This window comes from Dactylosporangium sp. NPDC049742 (genome assembly GCF_040674675.1).
Lineage (GTDB): Bacteria > Actinomycetota > Actinomycetes > Mycobacteriales > Micromonosporaceae > Dactylosporangium > Dactylosporangium maewongense.
The window spans coordinates 558,524-574,501 of record NZ_JBFANF010000001.1 but is presented as its reverse complement, the minus strand read 5'-3'; the positions used below and the strand labels follow the sequence as shown (position 1 = coordinate 574,501).

The 15,978-nt window shown below is 71.1% G+C and carries 19 protein-coding genes; 9 read left to right on the top strand and 10 right to left on the bottom strand.

What is annotated here, in order from left to right; translation table 11 throughout:
• Positions 1 to 8: 8 nt before the first annotated feature.
• On the bottom strand, positions 9 to 185 hold the full coding sequence (locus tag AB0J72_RS02630; RefSeq protein WP_344508247.1) for a DUF397 domain-containing protein: 177 nt from the start codon (positions 183 to 185) through the stop codon (positions 9 to 11).
• A 23-nt stretch (positions 186 to 208) separates the two neighbouring features.
• On the bottom strand, positions 209 to 1,066 hold the full coding sequence (locus AB0J72_RS02625) for a helix-turn-helix transcriptional regulator (RefSeq protein WP_363393613.1): 858 nt from the start codon (positions 1,064 to 1,066) through the stop codon (positions 209 to 211).
• A gap of 279 nt (positions 1,067 to 1,345) precedes the next feature.
• On the opposite strand from AB0J72_RS02625, the gene AB0J72_RS02620 reads away from it, so the two are divergent.
• Entirely contained in the window at positions 1,346 to 1,771 is a 426-nt protein-coding gene (locus AB0J72_RS02620) for a DUF6232 family protein (protein WP_363393611.1), read from the top strand.
• 12 nt (positions 1,772 to 1,783) lie between these two features.
• Here AB0J72_RS02620 and AB0J72_RS02615 read toward each other — a convergent pair whose 3' ends face one another.
• The 3 genes from AB0J72_RS02615 to AB0J72_RS02605 form a co-directional block, all read right to left on the bottom strand.
• Entirely contained in the window at positions 1,784 to 2,848 is a 1,065-nt protein-coding gene (locus tag AB0J72_RS02615; protein ID WP_363393609.1) for a hypothetical protein, read from the bottom strand.
• A gap of 120 nt (positions 2,849 to 2,968) precedes the next feature.
• On the bottom strand, positions 2,969 to 3,205 hold the full coding sequence (locus AB0J72_RS02610) for a DUF6457 domain-containing protein (RefSeq protein WP_363393607.1): 237 nt from the start codon (positions 3,203 to 3,205) through the stop codon (positions 2,969 to 2,971).
• 61 nt (positions 3,206 to 3,266) lie between these two features.
• Positions 3,267 to 3,884, bottom strand: a complete 618-nt coding sequence (locus AB0J72_RS02605) for an NTP transferase domain-containing protein (protein ID WP_363393950.1) — start codon at positions 3,882 to 3,884, stop codon at positions 3,267 to 3,269.
• A 99-nt stretch (positions 3,885 to 3,983) separates the two neighbouring features.
• On the opposite strand from AB0J72_RS02605, the gene fdhD reads away from it, so the two are divergent.
• Positions 3,984 to 4,856 (top strand): formate dehydrogenase accessory sulfurtransferase FdhD, encoded by an 873-nt coding sequence (gene fdhD / locus AB0J72_RS02600; RefSeq protein WP_363393605.1) that lies wholly within the window; start codon positions 3,984 to 3,986, stop codon positions 4,854 to 4,856.
• Positions 4,857 to 5,206: 350 nt separating this feature from the next.
• Here the strand turns inward: fdhD and AB0J72_RS02595 are convergent, their stop codons facing one another.
• From AB0J72_RS02595 to AB0J72_RS02580, 4 genes are all read right to left on the bottom strand, one after another.
• A complete protein-coding gene (locus AB0J72_RS02595; protein WP_363393603.1) occupies positions 5,207 to 6,247 on the bottom strand; it encodes a DUF4192 domain-containing protein in 1,041 nt (346 codons plus the stop codon).
• A 145-nt stretch (positions 6,248 to 6,392) separates the two neighbouring features.
• Positions 6,393 to 6,947 (bottom strand): GNAT family N-acetyltransferase, encoded by a 555-nt coding sequence (locus tag AB0J72_RS02590; RefSeq protein WP_363393601.1) that lies wholly within the window; start codon positions 6,945 to 6,947, stop codon positions 6,393 to 6,395.
• Positions 6,948 to 7,196: 249 nt separating this feature from the next.
• On the bottom strand, positions 7,197 to 7,397 hold the full coding sequence (locus tag AB0J72_RS02585) for a DUF397 domain-containing protein (RefSeq protein WP_344508262.1): 201 nt from the start codon (positions 7,395 to 7,397) through the stop codon (positions 7,197 to 7,199).
• A 19-nt stretch (positions 7,398 to 7,416) separates the two neighbouring features.
• Positions 7,417 to 8,271 carry a helix-turn-helix transcriptional regulator gene (locus AB0J72_RS02580; protein ID WP_363393599.1) on the bottom strand — a complete coding sequence of 285 codons (855 nt, stop codon included), beginning with the start codon at positions 8,269 to 8,271 and terminating at the stop codon, positions 7,417 to 7,419.
• 177 nt (positions 8,272 to 8,448) lie between these two features.
• Between AB0J72_RS02580 and AB0J72_RS02575 the strand changes: the two genes are divergently transcribed.
• Positions 8,449 to 8,706, top strand: a complete 258-nt coding sequence (locus AB0J72_RS02575) for a hypothetical protein (RefSeq protein ID WP_344508266.1) — start codon at positions 8,449 to 8,451, stop codon at positions 8,704 to 8,706.
• On the top strand, positions 8,706 to 8,885 hold the full coding sequence (locus tag AB0J72_RS02570) for a hypothetical protein (RefSeq protein ID WP_363393597.1): 180 nt from the start codon (positions 8,706 to 8,708) through the stop codon (positions 8,883 to 8,885). The genes AB0J72_RS02575 and AB0J72_RS02570 overlap by 1 nt, the downstream gene beginning before the upstream one ends.
• 25 nt (positions 8,886 to 8,910) lie before the next feature.
• Here the strand turns inward: AB0J72_RS02570 and AB0J72_RS02565 are convergent, their stop codons facing one another.
• Positions 8,911 to 9,501 (bottom strand): hypothetical protein, encoded by a 591-nt coding sequence (locus tag AB0J72_RS02565; protein WP_363393595.1) that lies wholly within the window; start codon positions 9,499 to 9,501, stop codon positions 8,911 to 8,913.
• Positions 9,502 to 9,852: 351 nt separating this feature from the next.
• On the opposite strand from AB0J72_RS02565, the gene pdhA reads away from it, so the two are divergent.
• From pdhA to AB0J72_RS02540, 5 genes are all read left to right on the top strand, one after another.
• Positions 9,853 to 10,986 carry a pyruvate dehydrogenase (acetyl-transferring) E1 component subunit alpha gene (gene pdhA / locus AB0J72_RS02560; RefSeq protein WP_363393593.1) on the top strand — a complete coding sequence of 378 codons (1,134 nt, stop codon included), beginning with the start codon at positions 9,853 to 9,855 and terminating at the stop codon, positions 10,984 to 10,986.
• Complete coding sequence (locus AB0J72_RS02555) at positions 10,983 to 11,963, top strand: alpha-ketoacid dehydrogenase subunit beta (protein ID WP_363393948.1); 981 nt, start codon at positions 10,983 to 10,985, stop codon at positions 11,961 to 11,963. Before pdhA ends, AB0J72_RS02555 begins: the two co-directional genes overlap by 4 nt.
• A gap of 11 nt (positions 11,964 to 11,974) precedes the next feature.
• A complete protein-coding gene (locus tag AB0J72_RS02550; RefSeq protein ID WP_363393591.1) occupies positions 11,975 to 13,384 on the top strand; it encodes a dihydrolipoamide acetyltransferase family protein in 1,410 nt (469 codons plus the stop codon).
• 205 nt (positions 13,385 to 13,589) lie between these two features.
• Complete coding sequence (locus AB0J72_RS02545) at positions 13,590 to 13,724, top strand: hypothetical protein (RefSeq protein WP_344508274.1); 135 nt, start codon at positions 13,590 to 13,592, stop codon at positions 13,722 to 13,724.
• A gap of 179 nt (positions 13,725 to 13,903) precedes the next feature.
• Positions 13,904 to 15,949: a hypothetical protein gene (locus tag AB0J72_RS02540; RefSeq protein WP_363393589.1), complete on the top strand. Its 2,046-nt coding sequence runs from the start codon at positions 13,904 to 13,906 to the stop codon at positions 15,947 to 15,949.
• Positions 15,950 to 15,978 lie beyond the last annotated feature (29 nt).

Here is a 15,978-nt window from a genome sequence, read left to right as displayed (position 1 = left end):
CCGTGCGGTCAGCGCTGCTCTCCGGCGACGTGCTGCACGAACGCCCTCCAGGCGGCGGCGTCCACGAAGATCTCCGGGCTGTTGGCGTCCTTCGAGTCCCGGATGCCGACGGCCTTCGGGTCGAGTAACACCTCGACGCAACCGTTGCCGCCGCTGCGCGTGCTTTTACGCCACACAATGCTCATGATGATGACCCCTAGAACCTGGGCTATTCGTATTCGCGAATAGCCCGCTGAATGTAATCGAGTGTTTCCGCGTGGCTCAACGCCACAGTGCGCAACGATTCGAAGGCGACCAGGTAGCGCCGCACTTCCTCGGGGCGGTTGCGAAACACCCCGCCGGTCATTCCGTCGCAATACACGAGCGCCTGCTCGGTGTCGCCGACGAAGTCGAGCACCGTGAACGCCCCGTCGATCCCCCGGTGCGCCCCACGGTCGAACGGCACCATCTGCAGCGTCACCGTCGAACGGTCGGCGATCTCCAGGAGCCGCATGAGCTGCCTGCGCATGACATCATGGCCGCCGACCGGCCGCTTGAGGACCGCCTCGTCGAGAATCGCCCAGATCCGCGGCGGCGGATCGCGGGTCAGGACGGCCTGTCGCGCCATCCGGACCGACACCCGCTGGTTCACCACGTCGGGCCGCTCCCCCACGGACACCGAATTGATGATCGCGCCGGCGTATTCCACGGTCTGCAGCAGTCCGTGGAGGATAACCGCGTCGTAGATGTAGACGTCGGATGCCTCGGATTCGAACCCGATCATTGTTTCATAGGCGCCGAGCAATGCGTCGCCATAGGCTTCCCACCAGGCCCGCTGGCGCGATTGCGCGGCGAGGGCGGTGATGCGGGTGCGCTCGGCCTCTGCGGTCTGGTAGAGGTCGAAGAGCTTCGTCAGGTCCGGGTTGCGGACGCTGCTGTTGGCGGTCTCGATCCGGCTGACCTTGGACTCGGACCACTTGAGCTCGGCTGCGACATCGGCGGCCGTCTTCCGGGCAGCCTCTCGCAACCGGCGCAGCTCGGCTCCGAGCTGGCGACGGAGCAGAGTCGGGCTCGGCTTCGAGGACATCGACCACACCGTACCGCATCCACACTCAAATACTGAGAACTTTCGGCACTGGGTTGCACTTGCATCTGACAGCGAGTTGATGCGTAATCAAGTTAGAAGCTTACGGGTGCGGTTGCATGATCCGCCTCACCCAGCGACGGCGACGCTTGGGCTTCGATGTGCCTCATCCCCAGGAGGCACTCTGGACGGCGGCCGTCACCGTGGCCGGTTGCCGCCTTCCTCTTTCGTCGTGTCGGCGTCCGCGATCCGGGCGCTGACCAGCAACAAGGGAGCGCGACCATGAGTTCCTACGCACCCCAGTCGTTCGAGTCCCGGCCGGTCGTCCACTACAACCAGCACGGGATTCTGGTCACCGACCGGATCTTCGCCACCGACCACGGCCGCTACGAGATCGCGGAGCTGTCGCGACCGACGCACGGCACCGGCACCCTGCACCCGGGCGTGCGGGCATGCATCGCGGTCGGGATCGCGAACGTCGTGGTCCTCGGCGCGGCGGCGACCACCGGCTCCGTGCCGGTCATCCTGGTCGCGCTGTCGGCGCTGCTGATCACCTGGGTCGTCGGGGTCGTCTACGCACGCCGCTGGCCGCGGCAGCACACGCTGCTCGCCGACTACCGCGGCACGCGGGTCACGCTGCTGCGCACGCGGGACGTCGACCTCTTCGGCCGGGTGTCCCGGGCGCTGCGCCGCTCCTGCGGGCTCTAGCGTCGCCCGCGCTTACAGGTACATCCCGGTGCGCTCGCCCTCGATCTGCTTGGGGGTGTCGTTCTCGCCGAAGAACCGCTTCCCGCCGAACTCGCCCTGCAGGCGGTCGTCCAGCTCGTCCGCGAGCCCGGTCATCACCTGCACGGCGAGCATCAGGTGGGTCGCCTGGAAGTCCCTGCCGAACACCGGCACCGACGCCCACACCGTGTCGTTGGTGCAGTACAGCCGGCCGATCGGCATCCGGTTGGTGAGCTCCGACAGCTTCACGTAGAGCCGCTCGGTCGGCTCGATCTCGGTCAGGACCGGCGAATACACGTCGACCAGCGGCGGGTTGTCCCGCACCCGGACGAACACCATCGCCGACCCGGACCGGATGCCGATGTCACCGTCCGGGTCGATCGTCAGCTCCTCCGGCGTCGTCTTCATCAGCCGGGCCACGACCGTGATCACCTTGTCGTGCAGCGGCAGGTCGTCCTGCTCGTCACCCGCCTGGTGCTGCTTCGCCCGCACCACCGCCACCGGCCCGTCGCCGTCGGTCTCGACGATCGACGCGAGCGACCGGGCGACGCCGAGCGACGGCAGGGCCGCCACCAGCCCCTGCGCGTCGTGGGCGAGATAGGTGAGGAACGCGGGGTGCGGCGTGCCGTAGATGTCGCGCAGCGTCCGCATGATGAGCCGGCTGAGCTGGACGGACTCGCTCTTGGGCACCCGCACGCCGAACGCCTCGCCCGAGCCCGGCACCACCCCCGGCGGCGACCACCCGAGCGCCACCGTCTGCGCGATCACGGTCCGCCCCAGCCGATACGCCGCGGGCAGGTCGGCGTTGCCGACGGCGGTCGCGGCGAGCATGTCGCCGTCCTCGCCGGTCACCTGCACCGAGTAGATGGCGTCGCCGGTCCCGGACGCCGTCGGGTCGAGCGTCAGATCAAGCGTCGTGCCGGGGGCGAGCTGCCGCAGCGCGTCGACCAGGTGCCGCGCGAAGTCGCGCCAGGCCTCGGCGACCTTCTCCTTGAGGTCCCCGCCGATCGGGTCCTCGTCGTCGAACAGCGCCGCCTCGTAGTCCTGATCATCCGCCATGACCGCCTCCAATCCCCCCGGGGCTCACCCTATCCAGACGATGCACGTCCCGGGTGCCTCGGGCTCCTCGGACTGGTTGCTTCCGGGCCGTGGCGCCTGTTTCCGGGTCGTATCGTCCGGTCAGCCCTCGTCCACCAGGGCGACGAGCCGCGCCCGGGCCTCCTCGAAGTCGGCGCCCCGCCCGACGGCGACCCCCAGCAGGAACGCGGTCAACGGCGCCCCCGGCCGGGCCACGTTGTGCGCCACGTCCCGCGCGAGGTCGAGGATCGCGTCCTGCTCCCCCGCGCCCAACGGCTCCAGCCCGAGCTCCGCGCACGCCCGCACCACCCACGCCGCCAGCTCCGGATTTTCGCTCATGCCGCCACCTCCGCTACGCTCCGGCCCGCTCATGCCGCCACCTCCACTGCGCTCCGCCTGTTCATGTGCCGGTCCGGTCCGCCCGGCGCAGGTCTTCTTCGGTGTCACAGTCGAAGTACGGCGCCGGCCCTGAACCGGTCCACTCGACCTCGACCACGTCCAGCCCATCCAACACCGCCCGCATCGACCGGCCTTCGGGCGCCCCGAGCCGCTCGACCGCGTCCCTCAGCGCGCCGGCCCGCCACACCCCGCACAGCAGCTGCCGCTTGCCGCGCCCGTCGACGAACACCGCGCCATCCGCGTGGCTCCCGACCGCCGCGACCAGGACCCCGACGCCCTCAGCCGTGAGGTACGGCAGATCAGCGGCGAACAGCCCGACCAGCGCCGGCCCCTCCTCCGCCTCGGCCTGCTCCTTCGCCTCGGCCTGCTCCTCCGCCGCCGCTCGCGGGACGAGGCCGAGCGCCGCGGCGGTCGCTGCCGCCGGGCCGGCACCGGGCGGCTCCTCACGGACCGTGCGCACCCCCGCGGGCAGCCCCTCCCGGGGCGGCCCGACCACGATCCGCAGCGCCGCCCCCTCGACCGCGGCGAGCACCCTGTCGAGCATCGGCACCCCGGCGACGGGCAGCATCGGCTTGTCCTGGCCACCGAGGCGCGTGCCGCCACCCCCGGCGAGGATCACGGCCACGAGTCCCGGCCATGCGGTGGCTGCGCCCATGGGCAGAACGTACCGTCGAGCGGGCAACGACCGGAACCACTCCCCGCATCTGGAGGCCCGACCATGGGACGCGTCACGCAACGGCGCACGATCACCCGGGTCACCGTCACCCCCGCCCCGGACGGCCCGGCGAGCGTCGCGGCAAAGGTCGGACCGGACACCTTGATCGCCGAGGAGCCGCTCGAGATCAGGGTCGGGCCGGCCGGAACGCCACGCCCCCCGCTTGCGGTCACGATGCGGACCCCCGGGGACGACCTCGACCTGGCGATCGGGTTCCTCCTCACCGAAGGGATCATCCGCTCCGCCGCGGACGTGCGGACAGCGCAGCTGTGCGCCGGCGACCAGGAAGCGAACACCTACAACGTCGTGGACGTGGTGCTCGCCGACGGGGTCCCCGCCCCGCAGACCGACCCGAGCCGGAACTTCTACACCACCTCCTCGTGCGGCGTCTGTGGCAAGGCCAGCATCGACGCGGTGCGGACCCGCTCCCGGTTCGACGTCGCGGCGGACGGCGTACGGGTGGCCCCGGCCCTGCTCGCCGACCTGCCCGACGCGCTGCGGGCGGGCCAGCGGGCGTTCAGGACGACGGGTGGCCTGCACGCCGCCGGGCTGTTCGACGCGGACGGACGCCTGGTCTGCCTCCGGGAGGACGTGGGCCGGCACAACGCCGTGGACAAGGTGATCGGCTGGGCCGCGCGACAGGACCGCCTGCCGCTCGCCGGCCACGTGCTGATGGTCAGCGGCCGGGCGAGCTTCGAGCTGTGTCAGAAGGCCTGGATGGCAGGCATCCCGGTGCTGGCCGCGGTCTCGGCGCCGAGCACCCTGGCCGTCGACCTGGCCGAGGAGGCAGGCCTGACCCTCATCGGCTTCCTGCGCGGCCAGACCTTCAACGTCTACACCGGCACCCACCGCATCACCGACCTCCCCCCGGCCTGATCAGCACGCCGCCCAGGCTCGGTTGGACGGCAAGGCACCCTCATCCAGGGCGACTCCAGGCCGCGTCACGGCCCGCAGGACAGCGGCGGTGACCCCGCGCCGGATCGCCAACCGGGCCGAGAGAACCTCACCGCAACCGACAACCCGCGTCCGACCCGGACCGGCAAACACCGCAACCAGGTCGAACGCGACGTCGACCGCCGCCGCAACAGCTCATGGCTCGTGGTCTCAACCAGGCACGACGCCCTGAACACCTCCCATTAGTCAGGAACGCGGCACCGAGCAGACCGCCAACGCCCACACCCGAGCCAGCAGCAGCCCGCCGGGGCGGGGCGGCGCCGGGCAGAGGTTCAGCGCTTTCGGCGGCGGGTGGTGCGACGGCGGGGCGGGGTGGGCCGGCGACCGTCGCGGCGGCCGATCGGGGGCAGGGACTGCGGGGACAGCCCCCGGTCGAGGATCTCGGCCATGAGCTTGGCGGCACGATAGCCAGGGTCGGCGTCGAACGCCCGGTCCAGAGCGATCCGGGAGCGGACACCGTTGCCGGAGCGCCAGGACGCGTAGGCGACGAGCATCGCGGCCGGGGCGGCGAACGTGGGTGCGCAGCGGCGCAGCACATCGGTCCACAGGCGGTCGTGGAGGTCGAGGTCGGTGTCGAGTTCGCGGTCGATGCGCAGCCAGGCCTCGTCGCGCAGGGGCAGGCTGTGGAGGAGGAACGCGAGCCAGGCGACCTCCTCGTCGGTGAGGCCCTCGCCGGCGCGGACGCGGCGCAGCGCGGCGTCGATGGAGGCGACGCCTTCGGCGGGCGTGCCGGGCGAGTGGACGAGGCGGGTCTGGGCCTGGCGGGTGGCGCGCTCGGCGGCGTCGAGGTCGGGGCCGGTCGGGGCGGCGAGGCTGGCGACGAGGGCGGCCCGGTCGGGCAGCGCGACCATCCCGATCAGGGTGGCGGTCGCCGCGACCGCGGACGTCTCGACGTCATAGGGCTGGCCTTCGGTCGGGCAGCAGTACGGCGACTCGCAGGTCAGCGACCGGTAGCGCCCCTCATGGGCCCAGAGCATCTCGTGCACGGCGATGCCGTGGCGGCGCATCGCGGCGGCGGTGGCGCGGATGAGGGTCTCGATGCGCTCGGGCGGGCCATAGCCGATGAGCACGACGTGGTCGACGTCCTGGCGGGCGAACAGGGCGCCATAGCCGTCGGCCAGGGTGTCGAGGTCCTCGCCCGGATCGGGCAGGTCGTCGCGCATGTGGAAGCGCAGCCGCTTGTCGCGCACCCCGAGGGCGACGAGGCTGTCGGACGGGTGGAACCCGAACAGGTACGGCGTGCCGGCAAGGATGTCAGCGGGGGTGCGCAGGCGCAGCCGGGGCTGCGCGAGGGTCGAGGTCGCGGTCGTCATGCATCCGAGCCTGGCGGTCGCCACCAGCCACGGGAACTCGCGGTTTTCGGCTGTGGACAACGCCCGATTCGATCCACAACCGCCGGCCGCACCTTGACAAGCGCCAGCACACCGGTACAGGCGAGAAAATGAACAGGAAGCGGCGTTAGAAACGGAAGCGCTGCGCGTGCAGGTCGATCCCGTCGTGCCAGTCGTGGCCGTCCGGGTGCAGGTCGATGGCGAGCGTCACCCGGGCGAGCGCGTCATACCCGGCCGCCTGCAGGCACCGGATCGCGTCGACGTTGCGCGCCGCCGGCGAGATGCTCAGCTGCCCGAGCCCGCGCCGCTTGGCCTGGTCGGCGACGTGGGAGAGCAGCGCCCGCCCGATCCCCGCGCCCCGCCGGGACGACGCGACGACCAGCGGCTCGACCTGCCCGCCGCGCCCGTCGAGGATGAGCCCGACCATGCCGACCACGCCGACGCCGAGGATCTCCGCGACCCACATGCCGGACAGGTCGAGCCGCGTGAGGTACTCCTCGAACGCGGCCCCGGGGTCACCGCTGACGGGTGGCGTCGCCGGGTAGAGGTGTTGATGCTCCTCGGTCAGCTCCGCCCACAGCTGCCGGCACTCACGATGGTCCGTCGGTCGATACGCCCGGATCGTCGGCTGCAGCGTCGCGACCCCGCCACCCACGCCGTCATCTGCGCGAACAGTCACCATGTGTTCATGCTTACTCCGGTGCGCGCCGCCGCGACACCCACATCGCGGTATTGCACCCCGGCCGATCGCCGCCTGACCGTTTCACGCCTTTTGTTGCAACACGCGGATCGTGGCCAAACGGTTATGGATGGAGCCGGTGAGCGATAACATCAAAATCGGCTCGCAGCTACGCCGAAGGGACCGCCGGTCGGGACGGTCCCTTCGTTGTTGCTCAGGCTTGGTTTTGGGGGAAGCTGTTGCTCAGGCTTGTTACGGAAGGCGGAATTCGCCGTCGGTGTCGACCGCGGCGATGAAGGTCTCCCATTCGGCGCGGGTGAAGCGCACGGATCCCGCGTCCGGGGAGTTGGAGTTGCGGACCTCGACGACGCCGTCGACGAACCGCGCTTCGACGCACTGTCCGTTGTTACCGCTCCGGGTGGGCTTGTGCCACCGCTCGTTCAGCGCAGCCATTCTGCGCACTCCTTCGTTGTCAGGCCGTCTCAGCGACCGTTGACTCGATCAGCTTGACCGACTCGAATGGGCTGAGCGCGGCGGCTCGCAGACTTTCGAACACGTCGTGGTACCGCTGGACGTCTCCGGCTTCCTGGTAGATGTCGCCGGCCATGGCTTCGGCGTACACGACGCTTGGTGCACCTTGGAACTTGAGGATCGCGAATGATCCAGCCATGCCGGCATAGGCTCCCCCGCTGAAGGGGAGTATCTGGATCGTCACGTTCCTCGCCCGGCCCATTTCGGCCAGGTGCTTGAGCTGCGACCGCATCACGTCGGACCCACCGATGAGGCGCCGGATGACGCTCTCGTCGAGGACCGCGATGAACTGCAATGGATTCTCGGCCCGGGTGAGCAGTTCCTGCCGCTCTCGCCGGGCGCTGACATGCGCTTGGACCGCGTCCTCCGACTCGCCGGACGGGGAGGCGGCGGCGAGCAGCGCCCGCGTGTACTCCTCCGTCTGGAGCATTCCGGGCACCACGAGCGCCTCGTAGTCCCGCATCTCGATCGCGTTGGACTCCAGGCCGATGTAGCGGGAGTAGTGGCTGGGAAGGTCGCCGAAGCGGGCGAACCAGCCCCGCGTCTTGCCTTCCTTCGCAAGCGCGATCAATGTCTCCGTGAGATCGCTATCATTTACGTCGTAAATCTTGAGCAGCTGTTCGAGGGTGCTGCGGCGGATGCCGACCTTCCCGCCCTCCATGCGGCTGATCGTGCTGGGCGAGCAGTCGAGCTGCAGGCCGACGTCCTCGGTGGTGAGCTTCGCCTGCTCGCGCAGTCGCCGGAGCTGTTTGCCCAGCTGGAAGCGGGGGAACGTGGGGCTGTGCGCGTGTGACACCACTCACCTCCATTACTCAGGACGAGTGTCACCGTTACCGGGTTGTCGCGCAAGCTTGTGCGTCAGTGAGCGATTGGGTTGCTCTACTCAAGTTTGACGGAACGTATTGCTCCCGGAAACCTGCACATGCATTCTGGGGCGGTCAGAGATGGTTCCTCTGCCGGAGGGAGATCCGTCGTGATCGAAGACGACGTGATCCTGCTCGAAGGCGCACCACGGCTTTTCGGCATTGTCGCCGATCCGTTCGACGACGACCACCCCCAGGTCGTCGCCTGGGGTCACGAGCTGCCGGATCAGGCCGTGCTCACCTGGCGCCTGGGTAATGGGAAGTCCGAAATCGCCGTTTTCCGCTCGGCGAACGACGCGCTCGCAACCGCTCAGCAGCTGTATCCCGCCTGGATCCTGTGGACCGCACCCGCGACGCAGGGGTTCTGATGGCCGTCATCTATGACCACGCCGTGACCGACGCCCGCCGTCTCGTGGCGCGCCACCAGCCGTTACGCGTCCATCAGGCGACACGCTGCGCGGCCGGCTGCGCGCGCTGGCCGTGCAAGCCGTTCTCCACCGCCTGGGCGATGGTGACCCGCAACTCCAACACACGCGCCAGCCGCTGACCCGCGCACACTGCATGACCGAGCGCTAAACCTGTGCGGCCGGGCAGTCCTCCAGATCTGACTGATCGGCCGACCCCGATCGGGGCCGATTCGCGGTCCAGCGCTTGACCGCCTCCGGCTTGCCCTTACGCGGCGCGTTCCACCCCGGCCACGCCCTGTCCTGGATGGGCACGCCCTTCGTCGGCGAGGGCGTGGGCACGACGGCCGGGGGCTCCTGCACCTCGGGTGCCGGCGCGGCCGGCGGAGCCGGCGCCACCGTGGGCGGCTTGGTGCCCGTACCGACGACGACACCGCCGCCTGATCCACCCGACGTCCTCACGCTGGCGCGCGGCTTCGCCACGGTCGCCGGGGGCAGCGGCGCGGTCGGCTCCGCCGCGCGCGACGGCGTGCCCGTGCCGTGCAGCCCGCTGCTGGGCGTCGGCGCGAGCACGAGCGGACCGGGCCGTGGCTCGGCGACGATCGGCGTCCGGACGGACGGCGCCGTGTCCAGCGAGGCGCTGCCGGCGGCGACCACGATCAGGGTCGGCACCGAGGTCAGCGCCACGAGCAGCGCGGAAATGAACAGCGGCCGCCGGTTCGGCGACAGTATGCGGTGGGTACGGACGTCGGATTCCAAAGGAAGCGCTCCAGTGTGCGGGGGAAGGCAGAACGAAGCTCATTCGGACCAACTGCCGCACGCCGGGCGAGGATCTGCCCGGTTCGGAGGGATTTTTCGACCTTGCAACGCGGACGAACCCGGACTCCATGGTGTCGATCCACACGCCTTCTGCGATGCTGGACACACACCGGCAACGGGGCTGTAGCGTCCGCATACCCTGCGACTGAGCCTCAGAGCCGGCTCCCGGGCGTGATCCACTCACACCCACCGCGACGCGCCGGCTCCAACAGGGCCGCCGCGTAGCAGCCACCCCCGCTGCGCGGCAGGGTTACCCCCGCTGCCGACGCGAGAGACGACAGGGAGAAACGGATGGCGAAGGGCGAAGCAAAGGCCCGGACGTCAGGAACACGGGCCGCGCCTGAACCCGCGTTCGTGCAGCTGCTCACCCCTGAGGGAGACCGGGTCGAACACCCCGACTACACGGTCGACTTCACCGATGAGGAATACCGCTCGCTCTACCACGACCTCGTCGTGGTCCGGAAGCTCGACGCCGAGGCGACCGCCCTGCAGCGCCAGGGTGAGCTGGGCATCTGGGCGAGCCTGCTGGGCCAGGAGGCGGCGCAGGTCGGCTCCGGCCGGGCACTGCGCAAGCAGGACATGGCGTTCCCGACCTACCGCGAGCACGGCGTGCTGTACTGCCGCGGCGTCGACCCGATCGCACCGCTGACCCTGTTCCGCGGCGTCGACCAGGGCGCCTGGGACCCCAACGAGTTCAAGTTCGGCATGTACACGATCGTGATCGGCGCGCAGACGCTGCACGCGACCGGCTACGCGATGGGCGTCACCAAGGACGGCAAGGTCGGCTCCGACGACGGCGAGGCCGTCATCGCCTACTTCGGCGACGGCGCCACCAGCCAGGGCGACGTCAACGAGGCCTTCATCTGGGCGTCGGTCTTCAACGCGCCGATGGTGTTCTTCTGCCAGAACAACCAGTACGCGATCTCCGAGCCGCTCGAGCGGCAGACGCGGGTCCCGCTGTACCACCGGGCCAGCGGCTTCGGCTTCCCCGGCCTGCGCGTGGACGGCAACGACGTGCTCGCCTGCTACGCGGTCACCCGCAAGGCCCTCGACGACGCCCGCCACGGCCAGGGTCCCTCGCTGATCGAGGCTTACACGTACCGGATGGGCGCCCACACCACGTCGGACGACCCGACCAGGTATCGCATCGCCAGCGAGGTCGAGGCGTGGCAGGCGAAGGACCCGATCGCGCGCCTGCGGGCGTTCCTCGGCAAGCAGGGCATCGCGGGCGACGACTTCTTCGCCGCGGTCGACGAGGAGGCCCGGGTGGCCGCCGCCGACCTGCGCGAGCGCGTCCTCACCATGCCGGACCCGGATCCGCGCACCCTGTTCGACCACGTGTATCCGCACGGTTCGCCGGAGCTCGAGCAGCAGAAGGCGCAGTTCGACAAGTACCTGGCGTCGTTCGAGGGGAGTGGGCACTGATGGCCGAGACCCTGACGATCGGCAAGGCGCTCAACACCGGCCTGCGCCGGACGATGGAGCGCGACCCCAAGGTCCTCGTCATGGGCGAGGACGTCGGCAAGCTCGGCGGCGTCTTCCGCATCACCGACGGCCTGCAGAAGGACTTCGGCGACGAGCGCGTCATCGACACCCCGCTCGCCGAGTCCGGCATCATCGGCACCGCCGTCGGCCTCGCGATCCGCGGCTACCGGCCGGTGTGCGAGATCCAGTTCGACGGGTTCGTCTACCCGGCCTATGACCAGATCGTGTCGCAGGTCGCCAAGATGCACTACCGCTCCAAGGGCAAGGTCCGGCTGCCGATCGTCATCCGGATCCCCTTCGGCGGCGGCATCGGCGCGGTCGAGCACCACTCCGAGTCGCCCGAGGCCTACTTCGCGCACACCGCGGGCCTGAAGGTCGTCTCCTGCTCCAACCCCGACGACGCGTACTGGATGATCCAGCAGTCGATCGAGTCCGACGACCCGATCATCTTCATGGAGCCCAAGCGCCGCTACTGGGAGAAGGGCCAGGTCAACGTCGACGCCGCGAGCGCACCGCTGCACGTCTCGCGGATCGCGCGCCCCGGCACCGACGCGACGCTGCTCGCCTACGGCCCGATGGTCCGCACCGCGCTGGACGCCGCGACCGCCGCCGCCGAGGACGGGCGCGACCTGGAGGTCATCGACCTGCGCACGCTGTCGCCGCTGGACATGGGCCCGGTCTACGAGTCGGTGCGGCGCACCGGCCGCGCGATCGTCGTCCACGAGGCGCCCGGCAACCTGGGGCTCGGCTCGGAGATCGCGGCCCGGATCACCGAGGAGTGCTTCTACTCCCTCGAGGCGCCGGTCCTGCGCGTCACCGGGTTCGACACGCCGTACCCGGCCGCCCGGGTCGAGGAGGAGTACCTGCCCGACCTCGACCGGGTGCTCGACGCCGTCGACCGCTCGTTCGGGTTCTAGGGGGACGCGCAGTGACACGGGTCAAAGAGTTCAACCTTCCCGATCTGGGCGAAGGCCTCACCGAGGGCGAGATCCTCAAGTGGCTCGTCCAGGTCGGCGACACGATCGAGCTCAACCAGCCGATCGTGGAGGTCGAGACCGCGAAGGCGGCGGTCGAGATCCCCGCGAAGTGGGCCGGTCAGGTCGCCAAGATCTTCCACCCGGAGGGCACGACGGTCGAGGTCGGCGCCCCGATCATCGCCATCGACACCGATCCGGGTGGTGCCCCGGCGCCCTCCACGGGGGCGCCTTCCGCGGCGGCGCTGGCGGCCGTCGACATCGCCGGTGACGCACCGGTCGAGCCCGGCATGATCGGTGGCCCCGCGCCGGGCGGCCGCACCGCCGTGCTCGTCGGCTACGGTCCGAAAACCGCCGCCGCGAAGCGCCGGCCAAGAACAACTGCAAGTGCAACCGCGGCACCTGTACTGCCGAAGCCTCCCGCCACGCCCGTAGCGCCGGCTCCGGTCGTCGTCGTGGAGCCCGTGGACCGGACGCCGCCAGCGCGGGGCAACGTGCTGGCCAAGCCGCCGGTCCGCAAGCTGGCCCGGGACCTCGGCGTCGACCTCGCGGAGATCACGGGCACGGGGCCCAACGGTTCGATCTCGCGGGACGACGTGCTGTCCGTGTCGTCGGCCCCCGCCGCGGCTCCGGTTTCCCCGGCGGCGGCCCAGGCGCCCCGCGTCGGTCGCGAGGAGCGGATCCCGGTCAAGGGCGTGCGGAAGCTGACCGCCGAGAACATGGTGGCGAGCGCGTTCACCGCGCCGCACGTCACTGAGTTCCTGACGGTCGACGTGACCCGCTCGATGAAGGCCCTCGAACGGCTGAAGGCCAAGCGGGACTGGCGCGACGTGCGGGTGTCGCCGCTGCTCATGGTCGCCAAGGCGGCCCTGGTCGCGTTGAAGCGCTACCCGATGGTGAACTCCACGTGGCAGGGCTCGGAGATCCTGGTCAAGCACTACGTCAACCTCGGGATCGCCGCGGCGACGGAGCGCGGGCTGATCGTGCCCAACATCAAGGACGCCGACGCGCTCACCACGCGGGAGCTCGCCGACGGGCTGAACGACCTGGTCGCCACCGCCCGCGAGGGCAAGACGTCGCCGGCGGCGATGAGCGGCGGGACGTTCACGATCACGAGCGTCGGCGTCTTCGGCGTCGACACCGGCACCCCGATCCTGCCCCCGGGCGAGTCGGCGATCCTGGTGTTCGGCGCGATCCGGGACACCCCGTGGGTCCACAAGGGCAAGATCAAGATCCGGCAGGTGACGACGCTCGGCCTGTCCTTCGACCACCGGATCATCGACGGCGAGCTGGGCTCCAAGTTCCTGCGCGACGTCGGCGCGTTCCTCGAGGATCCCGAGGGATCGCTGCTGGCCTGGAGCTGAGCAGTCCAATTCACGGCAGGTGGCCCGGCGCTGACGCGCCGGGCCACTGTCATATGGCTGACGAACTGGGCGTTTACGCAGCCAGCAACCCTACGAATCGTCGGCGCGTGCGCCGCGTCACTTGCTATTCGCTGGCTAACGATCTTCCACTGGGCGTGTAATGGATGGGAAGCAAGTCTCGTCCTTACATCCCAAGGAGCCCGCCGTGAGCACCTTCATGGAGCGTTACCGCGCCCGCCGCAACGCCGCCCGCCGCCTCGACGCGATCGAGCGCGCCATCGCCAAGAACCCGTCCGCCGCGCTGCGCGACGAACTCCACGCCATGCTCAGCCGAAGTTGAGCCTGCGCACCACCCGCACCGCCCCGCGCCTGCCGCCCTGGTCCGACCCTCCCCGGACCGGGGCGGCATCGCTTTGTTCACCTATTCTGGGAGCGCTTGCCGGCGAACCTGAGCCGCCGATCTGCCATGTACGGTTCGGGTCGACTACGGTCGCAAGGGTCTGACCCACAGGAGGCACGATGACGTCCGACCAGCCCCACCCGTCCGAAGCGGACGAGAGTGCGGCGAGCGCGCCGAGCTCACCCCCGCCCGGCACGCCCCCGGCCGGCACCGTGCGAGCCACCGCGTCGGTCCCGATGCCGACCAGACCTCCCGTCCAGCCGTCGTCCCCGGCGGCGCCGCCGACCCCCGCGACGTACGGCTCACCCGCCGCCTCCTCAGAGCCCGCCCCTGGCGCCCCTGGCGCCCCTGCTGCGCCCGCCGCGCCGGCCGCGCCGCTGGTCGCGCCGGCCGCCGCGCCTCCCGCTGTGCCCGCGGCGACCGGCCAGGGCGCGGTCGAGGAGGCCGAGCAGCAGTCGAGGCCCGGTCCGTTCCCGCCGGCTGGACCGTTCGCGCCGCCGGCCCCTCCGCTTCCGGCCCGCACGCCGCCGAACGTGCCTCCCGGCCCGGAGGGCAGCTTCCCCGGCTTCACCCCGGCCCCGCACGCCGGCGAGGCGTCGCCCGCTGCTTCGCAGAGCGACCCGGCCGCCGCCCAGGCGCCGGCGGGCCCCAGCGGCCCTCCTGCCGGCTACACCCAGGTGCCGGTCCCCCCGCCCGCCCCGTCTTCCGGCGCCGCGCCTTCTTCCGGCGCCGCGCCTTCTTCCGGCGCCGCGCCTTCTTCCGGCGCCGCGCCTTCTTCCGGCGCCGCGCCTTCTTCCGGCGCCGCGCCTTCCTCCGGCGCCGCGCCTTCGGCTGGATCCGCGCAGGTGCCCGGGTCCGGCGGTTCGCCGGTCGGATCGGTGCCCGGCGCCCAGCACGGCAACGCTCCCGTCTCGGCGGCTCCCGTCTCGGGGAGCGCCCGGACGTACGGCACCGCCCAGGTCTCCGGCAGCGCCCAGGTCCCCGGCGCCATGCCTCCGCCGCCCGCGGTCCCGCCGACCTCCGCGCCCCCGGCGACGTACGGCACCCCGGCCTCGCCCCCACCCACGTCCGCCCCGCCGGCCACCTACGGCGCGCCTTCTTCCCCGCCGCCGGCCGCGTTCGGCGCCCCGACCTCCGCTCCCCCCGCCGCCTATGGCGCGCCCACCTCGGCGCCGCCGGCCGCTGCCACCTACGGCACGACTTCCGCCACGCCGCCCGCCGCGTACAGCGCACCCACCTCCGCCCCGCCGGCCGCCTATGGCGCGCCCACCTCGGCGCCGCCGGCCGCTGCCACCTACGGCACGACTTCCGCCACGCCGCCCGCCGCGTACGGTGCACCCACCTCCGCTCCGCCGGCCACGTACGGCGCCCCGACCTCCGCCCCGCCCGCGACCTACGGCACGCCGGCATCTGCGACGCCCGGTGCGGCAGGCCCTGAAGCGGGACAGCCCGCCGGGGCCGTGCCGGCGGGGCCGAACCTGGGGAAGATCCCGCCGGCGTCGTTCGCCGCGCGGGCACAGGTGTCCGTCCCGCCCGCGAACGTGCCCCCGACCAGCGCGCCGCCGGCCAACCTGCCGCCCACGAGCGCACCGCCGGCGACCGGGCTGTACCAGGCGTCAGCACCGCCCGCGTACAACGCGCCTTCTTCGGCGCCTCCGGCGTCCGGCCCGCCCGCGACCGGCATCTATCAGGCCGCGCCGCCGCCCGCCACGGGGGTGTACCAGGCTTCGGTGCCGAGCGCAGCACCGGCCGGCCCGCATTACAGCGACCTCGTCACCATGCCCGGCGATCAACCCCATTCTGGTTCTGAGTCTGTCGGTGGGGCGCCGGTCGTACCGACGCCGCCGACCGAAAAGAAGAGCAAGCGCGGCCTGATCATGGGACTGGTCGTGGTGGTCGTGGTCTTCCTGCTCGCGGTGGCCGGCACAGGCATCGTGGTGGCGCTGAACAACGCCGACAGCACCAGCTTCGCGGTCAACTCGTGCGTCAAGCAGGACGGCAACTCGGCCAAGAAGGCGAGCTGCTCGGACAAGGACGCATTCACGATCGTGCAGAAGGTGGAGAAGCCGGAGAGCTGCTCAGACGCCAGCCAACCGTACGTCGTGCTGCAGCACAAGGGACAGAAGGACGAGGTCCTCTGCCTCCGTCCGACCTCGGCCAAATGACCTAGGCGCCCGGGGCCAACGTCGCATGG